The sequence below is a fragment of the Lentzea sp. NEAU-D7 genome (genome assembly GCF_026242055.1).
In the GTDB taxonomy this organism is placed as follows: Bacteria; Actinomycetota; Actinomycetes; order Mycobacteriales; family Pseudonocardiaceae; genus Lentzea.
This window is the reverse complement of record NZ_JAPJDL010000012.1, coordinates 249,800-258,586: the sequence shown is the minus strand read 5'-3', so window position 1 is coordinate 258,586 and position 8,787 is coordinate 249,800. Positions and strand designations below refer to the sequence as shown.

The window sequence follows — 8,787 nt, the reverse complement described above, 5'->3', positions numbered from 1 at the left end:
TCATCGAGGTCCACCAGCCGCTGGGCCCGGTGGACGACCACGGCCACCCGATCCCGCTGGCCTACCAGGGTGCGTCGGTGCCGAAGAAGATGAACAAGCTCGGCTCGGCCGGTCACCCGGTCGCGGGCAGCACGTGGTCGCCGGACCCGGTCGAGGAGACCGTGGCGCTGGAGAACGCGCGCAAGGCCCGGCACGTCTCCGAGGGGACCAGTGCCCAGGACGAGGTCGGCGAGCTCGCGGGCAAGCCGTCCGACCCGAAGGCCTGATCTCAGGCACCGCGCTGCCGCGCTTGGGACGATCTGCTGGACGAGGTTCTCCTGGCAGGCACGTCGATCACGTGGCAACCGGCCTGCGCAGGCGGAACCAGGCGGTCGCCGCCACCACGAGCAGCAGTGCCGCCCCGGCGATCACGGACAACACGACCTGCTGCGCTTGAGCGGTGGCGATCACCACCGCGACGATCGCCCAGGCGACCGCCAGTCCGTAGGACAGCAGCCCGGACGTGCGCCGGAGCAACGCGATCGCGGTCGCGGTCGCGCCTGCCAGGATCGCGATCTGACCCGCCACACCGGCGGGCCCGTCGATCGGCGCCCCGCTCTCGGTGAGCGCCGTCGTGAGGTTGACCCAGATCGCGACACTGCTCCAGCCCGTGTAGACGCCGAGCATCGACCACAGCAGCACCCGAGGTGCCCGGTGCCAGTGTGCGATCTCGGCGCGGTGACGAACCGCGATGTCCATCGCCTTGAGCAACCCGGCCACCATCACGACGAACACGGCCACCGTCGCCCACACCGGCTCCACCTCGGCCGCTGTGAGCCAGGCCGTGAACCCGGTGAACACCAGGCACAACGGCCGCGCCAGCCGGTCGCGCAGCGCCCCTCCCGGGGTCCGGGTCACCAGCGCCCACACCGCGTAGGCCAGGCACAGCGCCTCGACCAGGCCCCAGATCGAGAACGCGTACCCGGCCGGCACGATCGGCGGTTCGCCGGCGCGGTCCGACGTCGTGAACTCACCACCGCCCAGCGCCGCCACGGCGATCGGGCTCACGACCTGCCCGATCGCCAGCAGGACGAGGACCACTCGCCACACCGCCGTTGTGCGCTCACCCGGTTCAGCAGCCGACAGCACGTACGCCCTCCTCGGTTCGCCTGGGCTCAATGGTGGCGAGGGGGAACGTCCGCCGCATGATGGACGGCGTCCGCGTCGGTGCCGACCTCGTGCTGACGCCGGCTGCCCTGGTGCCCGATGCGCGCACGTTGCCGTGCATCGAGTCCTACCGCCGGCACACCGCGATCGAGCTGTGGGGGCCGGTCACCTGACCGCCGCGGTCAGCGCGTCCACCTGCAGTCGCGTCGAGCCCTCCGCCCGCACGGTGATCCGCACGGACCGGGTCTGGTCGCGCAGCCGCACGTCGGATTGCCGGTGCCGCAGGTAGTTCAGGCCCGCCGAGCCGACGGCCACCGGCTCGGTCAGCGTGGTGGCCACCTCACGGCCCGCCTCGTCGAGCTCGGTGAGCACGAGCCTCGCGGTGCCGTCGCCTCGCAGGATCGCGTTGGGTACGAGGGTTCCCGGTCGCGCCGCCACGGTCGCGTGGACCTCGAGGGTCGCCGGCTGCGCGGAAGTGGCCTCGCGGAGGGTGCCGCAGTCGGGCACCAGGCTCCAGCGCGAGCACAGCACGCCGAATCCCGGCTTGGCGCGGTCTTTCGTGAGGTAGCCGAAGGCGATGCTGTTCGGGTGCGGTGGCGTGCGCGGGTCGTCGTACAGCTCCCAGGCCATCGTGATCGGCACTTGCAGGCCGTCCGTCGTCTGCAGCGACCGCACGGTGTAGTCGGCTTGTTCGCGCTCCTGCTGCTCGCCCGGCGCGCTCTTCCCGATCTCACCCACGAGCACCGTGCCGGCCGGGAACTTCTCGCGCAGTCCGCGCACCGCCCCGTCCAGCACGTCCAGGTTGCCGTAGCCGTGGACGTCGATGAAGTCCATCGGCTTGCCCACGAGTGCGGCAGCGAGATCCGCGCCGTCGGTCGACGCGTGCATCACGGACACGCCGCGCTTGCCCCTCGGCGCCGCCGTGCGGTCGTAAACCATTGCCACGTAGGCGCTGTGGAGGTTCGGCTGGTTGCCCCGCACGCCTGACGTCTCGTTCTGCAGGTCGTAGTACAGCACCGCTCCGCCGGGCTCGAGGGCGTTGATGTAGGTGTTCATCCAGTTCGCGCTGGTGGCGGCGAACTCGGCCCACTTCGTGCGGTTGCTCTGCCAGTTCGGGTTGGTCAGCCAGCTGTTGGCGAACGCGACCACGAGCCGGACGCCGCGCTGCTGCGCGATCCCGGCCAGATCGGCGAGGTTGCGGGCCTGCGCCGCCGCGTTCGTGCTCTTCTCCGGCCACAGCACGACCCTCGCGACGGTGCCGCCGGTGGACGCCATCACGTCGAAGTCGTGCGCGACCTGGTCGCGCACCTGCGGCCACACCGCGTCGTCGAGGTACTCCTGGTACCGCTTCTCGTGCTCCGGCAGGTAGTTGAAGCCCGCCCAGCCGCGCGCGTCCCGCAGGATCGTGACGCTCGCGTGCGTCACCACCGAGCCACCTTCGTAGACCCGCACGACCTTGCGGTCCGCGCCGCGCGTGCTGATCGCGGCCGATCCGCCGCTGAGCGCCGTCTCGGTGCCGTCGTCGTTGACGAGCCGCGCCTCGCCTCCCGTCCAGCGCACGGTCGCGCTGCCGGTGCCGTCCGGGTCGACGACCACAGGCCGGTCGAAGGAGGCTGACGCACCGGAGTCCGCGGTGACGACGAGGGTGTCGAGCAGGTGTTCCTGCGCGGTGCCGGACCAGAGCGTGAACACGGTGGTGCCACGGCTGATCCAGGTGATCCGGCCCGTCCCGGACGGACCCTGCGCGTACAGCCTCTGCGGGTTCCCGTTGTGCGACACCCACACCTGGGCGTCGCTCAGCGCCGTGGCCCACGACAGGTCGATCGTGCCGGTGGTGCCGGGCGCGAGCGCGAGGTGCGTGCGGTCGGCGCCCAGCCGGCCTGGCGCTCGGCCCGTGCTGCTCGCGGTGCCCAGCACGGTGCCGAAGTTCGGGCCGCCGCGCAGCTCGAACGTCGTCGTGGTGCCGTTGTGGAGGTACGGCCACGTCGCGCTGCCGTTGACCTCCTGCCGCCACAGCTTGGCGGCCTTGCCGGTCTCGCGGATCCAGATCTGGACCGCCTGGTTGCCGTCGGTGTGCCAGCTGACGCCGACTGACGCCGTGTTCTGGCCCGGCGCCAGCGTCACCTCCGCCGCGGACACGCTGATCTGGTTGCTCGCGTGCGCCGGCGCCACGAGTGTGGCGACCAGCGCGACTGCGAGCACGATTGTTCTCCCCCAGGTGCTCATGCACCCCATCTGACCAGATCGGTCGCTGGCACATGAGGTGTTCCGGCACTCAGGAGCGGTCGGCGTGGGTGAAGGCCGGGTAGTCCGTGTAGCCCTCGGCGTGACCGCCGTAGTAGGTGGCGCGGTCGCTCTCGGCCAGCGGGTGCCCGTTGGCGAACCGTTCGACCAGGTCGGGGTTGGCGATGAAGGGGGCACCGAAGGAGACGGCGTCGACGATCTCCTGGTCCAGGACCTCGTTGGCCAGGGTCTGGGTGAAGCCGAGGTTGGCGATGATGTTGCCCCGGTAGTGGGCTCGGAAGCGGGCGAACTGGCTGACGCGTTCCTCTGTCGTGCCGGGTGAGCCCACGAGGTGGAGGTAGGCGAGGTCGTTGTCGTTGAGCCTGGTGAGCAGCCGGTCGTAGTCGGCGAGTGTGTCCTCGTCCCCGGTGAACGCGGTTCCGCTGGCCCAGTGCGGAGAGAGCTTCACGCCGACGCGATCGCTGCCCCACACGTCGCTCACGGCGTCCAGGACGTCGAGCAGGAACCGTGCTCGCTTCTCACTGCTGCCGCCGTAGGCGTCGGTGCGCTGGTTGAGGCGGGGGTTGAGGAACTGGGGAATCAGGTGCGAGCCCTGGGCGTGGATCTCCAGGCCGTCGAAACCGGCGCGACGGGCGTTCTCGGCGGCACGGCGGTAGTCGCTGATGGTGCCGGCGATCTCGGCGGCGGTGAGGGCTCGCGGAGTCACGGTGTCCTTCGGTCCGTCCGGGGTGAAGGCCTGCTCGCCGAGGTTGATCGCGGACGGGCCCGCGGGCAGGCGGCCGCCGAGGTGGTCGGGGTGCGACAGCGCGCCGAGGTGGCCGAGCTGGGAGATGATCCGCCCGCCCGCTCGGTGAACGGCGTCGGTCACCTTCCGCCAGCCGGCGGTCTGTTCCTCGCTGTAGATGCCGGGGACGTCGATGAAGCCGATCGCGTCGGTGTTGACCCAGGTGCCCTCGGTGATGATCACGCCGGCACCCGCGCGCTGCGCGTAGTAGGTGGCGTGCAGGTCGGTGGGGGCCAGGTCCGCGTTGTCGGCGCGGGCCCTGGTCATCGGGGCCATGACCACGCGGTTGGGCAGTTCGAGCGCGCCGAGGCGGACCGGCCTCAGCAGGGGCTGGGCGGTGGAGGTGCGGAGCTGGCTGGTCATCAGGATCTTCCTTGTCCGGGAACGAGAGTGGGCGTGGGCCCTGTTCAGTCCTGCTTGAGGACGTGGAGGCCCGAGAGCGGGCCGCCGAGCTGCATGAGGCGTCCGCCTTCGCGCAGCGGGCCGAGGTCGACGGGAGCGAACCCGAAACTCGCGGTCAGCTCGATGACGGTGGCCTTGGCATCGGCGTCGTCACCGGCCAGGAACAGGACCTGGCGTCCGGCGTCGTGACGCGGATCGGCGTCGATGTACTGGCCGTAAAGGCTGTTGAACGCCTTCACCACGCGGGCGCCCGGCAGCAGTGAGGCGACGTGCTCGCTGCCGGTCAGCGGGCCGAGATCGGCGATCTCGGCGCGCGGGGGCGGGGAGGCGAACTGGTTGGTGGTGTCGATGACGATCCGCCTGTCGAACGACGGCAGTCCGGCCACCGCGTCCGGCACCTGGGGCCAGCCCACCGCGAGCACGACGAGCTCCGCCGAGGCCGCTTCCTCGCGCGTACCGGCGGTGACTTGCGGTCCGAGTCGTTCGGCGAGTGCGGTCAGCGAGGCGGGGCCGCGGCTGTTGCTCAGCACGACCTGGTGGCCTTGGCCCACCGCGTGCCGGGCGATGGCCTGGGCGACGTTTCCGGCGCCGATGAAGCCGATTTTCATGGTGATGTCCTTCGTCGGGTTCAGGAGGCGGGACTGGTGAGCAGGACGGTTCCGCTCTTGCCGGGGCGGCGGACGTGGTCGACGGCCTCCGCGAAGTCGGCGAGGTCGTAGCGGCCGGCGACCTCGAACAGTTCCGGGGAGGTCTCGGCCAGGCCGAGGGCGAAGGCGACGTCCTCGGCCCGCTCCGCGGGTGTGCGGGTCAGCCATCGGCCCACCGACACGCCTCGCACCGTCAGTTCTCGCGGGACCAGCGCCAGCGACTCCAGCGGGGTGGTCCCGGAACCGAGGGCGCCGTAGGAGATCAGCGTGCCGCCGTCGGCCAGCAGCGCGGCCAGTTCGCCGGTGAGTGATCCACCCACCGCGTCGAGGACGACCCGCGCGCCTTGGCCTCCGACCGCGTCCCGCACCTGAGTGCTCCAGTCCGCGTCGCTGGTCGAGATCGCCGGCAGTTCGGGGAAGCGCCGCTGCGACTCCCGCGCCCCTGCGGCACTGCGGACCAGGTTGACCAGCGGGAAGCCGTGCCGCAGCGCGGCGGCGCTGACGAGCTTGCCGATCGACGAACCGGCGGCGGTCTGGACGACCGGTCCCGGCTGGCCTTTCTGAGCGTCCTCGACCGCCCGCAGCAAGGTGAGCAGCGTGATCGGGTTGACCAGCAGCAGTGCCGCCGTCTCGGCACTGACCCGCTCGGGCACGGGCACGACCAGTTCGGCGGGCACCGTGACGATTTCGCTCCAGGCACCCGGTACCGGGAAGAACGCCACGCGCTGACCGACCTTCAGTCCTGGCACGCCTTCGCCGACCGCCTCGACGACTCCCGTCCCCTCCAGACCGGGTACCTGCGGCGTGGTGGACCGCTTCCGCGGCAGACCCGGAAAGCCCTCCACGCCGGCCAGGTCACCCGGGTGGATCGGCCGGGACAGCACCCGCACGAGCACCTGCCCGGCAGTGGGTGCCGCCGGTGCCGGCCACTCCTGCAGGCGCAGCACTCGTGCGGCGTCTCCCTGCTGTTCGTAGGCGATGGTGCGCATGAACCCTCTCCAGTAATGATGACGTCCATCATTGTTAGCGCTGTTATGATGAGATCCATCATTGAAATAGTCAAGCGCTGGGGAGCCGGCCATGCCGCGGATCACCAAGGAAGACAAAGTCCGCAACCGGCAGAACATCGTCGACGCCGCAGGCCGGATGTTCCGCTCACAGGGCATCGACGCGGTCGGCATCGCGGAGCTCATGAAGGAAGCGGGCCTGACCCACGGCGGCTTCTACAACCACTTCGCGTCCAAGAACGACCTGGCCGTGGAGGTGTGCGGTACGTCGTTCGCCGCCTCACTCGGAGTGCTGGCACGGGAGATCGAAACCGGTGATGACGAGGCCGGCTCCCCGCTGGAGCGGGTCGTCGACCACTACCTCTCCGCCGCCCACCGGGACGCCGAGGACGGCGGCTGTCCCTCCAGCGCCCTGGTCACCGATGCCGGGCGGCAGAGCGAAGCGGTGCAACGCGCGTACGCCGAGGGCCTCGAGGGCTACTTCGCCGGCTTCACCGCCGAGTTCCTGCGCGAAGCCGAGGCGAAGGGGCAGACGCCCGACCCGGACCAGGCCCGCCGCAGGGCCATCCGCCTGCTCGGCGAGCTGGTCGGGACGATGATGCTCGCCCGCGCGGTGCGCCACGTCCAGCCGTCGCTGTCCGACGAGATCCTGCAGGCCGGCCGCGACCACGCCCTCGACTGAGGTGACGTGGAGATCGTCAAGGCCCCCGGCGGTGCCGCTTCGTCAACGGCTGAGGGACCACTCGTCCACGGCTGTGAGCGGCACCGGCAGTGGTCGTTCCACCGTGGTCGTCAGCTCGATCCGCCGCCCTTCGTCCGCCGCGCGGAGGAGGGCGGTCATCGTCTCGAGCACGTGCAGCGCGAGCTCGCCGCCGGCGCGCGGGGCCCGCTGCCCACCGGCGGTGACGAGGTCGATGAGGCCGATTCCCCGCCCTGTGCCCATGTAGCCCGCACTAGGGGCAAGAGTTCGCCATTCGGTGCCGCCGAGCGGGAAAAGACGGGTCTCGCCGTCGAAGTGGTTCGGGTCCGGGACCGCGAGCGTGCCGGTCTCGCCGTGCACCTCGATCGGCGCGGCGGTGGTGGCCACCCCGTCGAAACTGGTCGTGATGGTGGAAAGCGCGCCGTTGGCGTGTTCGAACACTCCGGAGACGTGGCTGTCGACCTCGACCGGGATCCGGTGGCCCATCCGCGCGCCGGAGCCGATGACGCGCTCGGTGCGCAGGCGACTGGCCGCGCCGAGCACCGTGCGCACCGGGCCGAGCAGGTGGATCAGCGCGGTGACGTAGTACGGCCCCATGTCCAGCAGCGGACCGCCGCCCGCGGTGTAGTAGAAGTCGGGGTCGGGGTGCCAGCGTTCGTGCCCCGGCGTGACCATCACGGCCGATGCGGACAGCGGGCGTCCGATGAGCCCGCTGTCGATCGCCGCCCGCGCGGTCTGCGTTCCGGTGCCGAGAACGGTGTCCGGTGCGCACCCGACCACGACACCGGCGGCGGCTGCCCGATCCATGATCGCCCGGCCGTCCGGGAACGTGGCGGCGAGCGGTTTCTCACCGAAGACGTTCTTGCCGGCGTCGATCGCGCGGAACGCGATCTCGGCGTGGGCCGCGGGAACGGTCAGGTTGAGCACCGTGTCGACGTCCGCCCCGCCGAGCAGGCGCTCGACGCTGACCGCCTCGGTGCCGGGGTGCTCGGCGGCGACCGCGGCCGAGCGGGTGGCGTCGAGGTCGGCGATCGCGGAGACGCGCACCGCGGGGTGGCTGCCGAGCGTGTCCAGATAGGCCCGGGAGATGAACCCGGCACCTACGATTCCGACGCGGTGCGGGTCGCCCACAACATCCCCCTCGTGATGACGGCTCGGACGCTGGGGTGCTCCAGCACGTCCAGGCTGTGTCCCGGCGTCGTCACCACGATCCTCCCGGCGCCCCACCGGCGCGTCCAGATCGCCGGGCAGGTGACCGGCCGGTGCCACGGATGCCACGGCCTGGTCGGGTGGGTCGTGGTGGCCAGCACGTCGACCAGGTCGTCGTGCAGCACCCAGTACTGCTCGGTGACCAGTTCGAAGTCCTCGACGCCCGCGGTGATCGGATGTTCCCGGCCGAGCGCGGTGATGTTCACCGTGTAGGGCAGGTAGTTGTCCTCCTGCCCACCCTGGCGCTCGCACGGCTCCTTGCCGGGATGCGTGACGAACTGGCCGCCCACCAGGTGCAGGTAGTCCGAGGACGCGCGGAACGAGTCCGCGATGCCACCGTGCCAGCCGGTGAAACCGGTGCCGGCCTCGACCGCCGCGCGCAGCCCGTCCAGCTCCCCGGTGGTGATCTCCGACATCGAGATGCACTGCACGACCAGGTCTGTGCGCGCCATCTCGGCAGCGTCGGCGTAGACCTCGGTCGACTCCTCGACCCGCACGGCATAACCGCTGTGCTCCAGGAACGGGATGAACAACTCGGTCGCCTTCACCGGCTGGTGGCCTTCCCACCCACCGCGGACCACCAGAGCCTTCGGCTGCGCCACGCTCACCCCCTGGGAACCGCTCACCGCACGTCCGGTCTCGGAACAG

The 8,787-nt window shown here is 71.0% G+C and carries 9 protein-coding genes and 1 pseudogene; 3 read left to right on the top strand and 7 right to left on the bottom strand.

Features of this window, described 5'->3' with window-relative positions:
* A pseudogene (locus ORI60_RS25015) lies at nt 1-266 on the top strand (cytochrome b); the annotation flags it as partial.
* Nucleotides 267-333: 67 nt separating this feature from the next.
* On the opposite strand, the gene ORI60_RS25010 reads toward ORI60_RS25015, so the two are convergent.
* The gene (locus ORI60_RS25010) at nt 334-1,128 is read right to left on the bottom strand and encodes a hypothetical protein (RefSeq protein WP_266040275.1); all 795 of its coding nucleotides are present in this window, start codon (nt 1,126-1,128) and stop codon (nt 334-336) included.
* 29 nt (nt 1,129-1,157) lie between these two features.
* On the opposite strand from ORI60_RS25010, the gene ORI60_RS25005 reads away from it, so the two are divergent.
* Nucleotides 1,158-1,319 carry a hypothetical protein gene (locus ORI60_RS25005; RefSeq protein ID WP_266040274.1) on the top strand — a complete coding sequence of 54 codons (162 nt, stop codon included), beginning with the start codon at nt 1,158-1,160 and terminating at the stop codon, nt 1,317-1,319.
* Here ORI60_RS25005 and ORI60_RS25000 read toward each other — a convergent pair.
* The 4 genes from ORI60_RS25000 to ORI60_RS24985 form a co-directional block, all read right to left on the bottom strand.
* On the bottom strand, nt 1,312-3,348 hold the full coding sequence (locus tag ORI60_RS25000; RefSeq protein WP_266040273.1) for a hypothetical protein: 2,037 nt from the start codon (nt 3,346-3,348) through the stop codon (nt 1,312-1,314). The two genes, ORI60_RS25005 and ORI60_RS25000, sit on opposite strands and share 8 nt — an antisense overlap.
* 73 nt (nt 3,349-3,421) lie before the next feature.
* The gene (locus ORI60_RS24995; protein ID WP_266040271.1) at nt 3,422-4,537 is read right to left on the bottom strand and encodes an alkene reductase; all 1,116 of its coding nucleotides are present in this window, start codon (nt 4,535-4,537) and stop codon (nt 3,422-3,424) included.
* A 44-nt stretch (nt 4,538-4,581) separates the two neighbouring features.
* Nucleotides 4,582-5,184, bottom strand: a complete 603-nt coding sequence (locus ORI60_RS24990) for an NADPH-dependent F420 reductase (protein WP_266040270.1) — start codon at nt 5,182-5,184, stop codon at nt 4,582-4,584.
* A gap of 20 nt (nt 5,185-5,204) precedes the next feature.
* Entirely contained in the window at nt 5,205-6,212 is a 1,008-nt protein-coding gene (locus ORI60_RS24985; RefSeq protein ID WP_266040269.1) for an alcohol dehydrogenase catalytic domain-containing protein, read from the bottom strand.
* A gap of 91 nt (nt 6,213-6,303) precedes the next feature.
* Between ORI60_RS24985 and ORI60_RS24980 the strand changes: the two genes are divergently transcribed.
* Nucleotides 6,304-6,912, top strand: coding sequence for a TetR/AcrR family transcriptional regulator (locus ORI60_RS24980; RefSeq protein ID WP_266040267.1), 609 nt, complete (start codon nt 6,304-6,306; stop codon nt 6,910-6,912).
* A gap of 42 nt (nt 6,913-6,954) precedes the next feature.
* Here ORI60_RS24980 and ORI60_RS24975 read toward each other — a convergent pair whose 3' ends face one another.
* Nucleotides 6,955-8,061, bottom strand: a complete 1,107-nt coding sequence (locus tag ORI60_RS24975; protein ID WP_266040265.1) for a Gfo/Idh/MocA family protein — start codon at nt 8,059-8,061, stop codon at nt 6,955-6,957.
* The gene (locus ORI60_RS24970; protein ID WP_266040263.1) at nt 8,031-8,741 is read right to left on the bottom strand and encodes a ThuA domain-containing protein; all 711 of its coding nucleotides are present in this window, start codon (nt 8,739-8,741) and stop codon (nt 8,031-8,033) included. Before ORI60_RS24970 ends, ORI60_RS24975 begins: the two co-directional genes overlap by 31 nt.
* Nucleotides 8,742-8,787 lie beyond the last annotated feature (46 nt).

Excerpts from the sequence above, each read along its gene's own strand:
- ORI60_RS25005 (WP_266040274.1), top strand. The coding sequence starts at position 1,158 with ATGGTGGCGAGGGGGAACGTCCGCCGCATGATGGACGGCGTCCGCGTC.
- ORI60_RS24990 (WP_266040270.1), bottom strand. The coding sequence starts at position 5,184 with ATGAAAATCGGCTTCATCGGCGCCGGAAACGTCGCCCAGGCCATCGCC.
- ORI60_RS24980 (WP_266040267.1), top strand. The coding sequence starts at position 6,304 with ATGCCGCGGATCACCAAGGAAGACAAAGTCCGCAACCGGCAGAACATC.
- ORI60_RS24985 (WP_266040269.1), bottom strand. The coding sequence starts at position 6,212 with ATGCGCACCATCGCCTACGAACAGCAGGGAGACGCCGCACGAGTGCTG.
- ORI60_RS24995 (WP_266040271.1), bottom strand. The coding sequence starts at position 4,537 with ATGACCAGCCAGCTCCGCACCTCCACCGCCCAGCCCCTGCTGAGGCCG.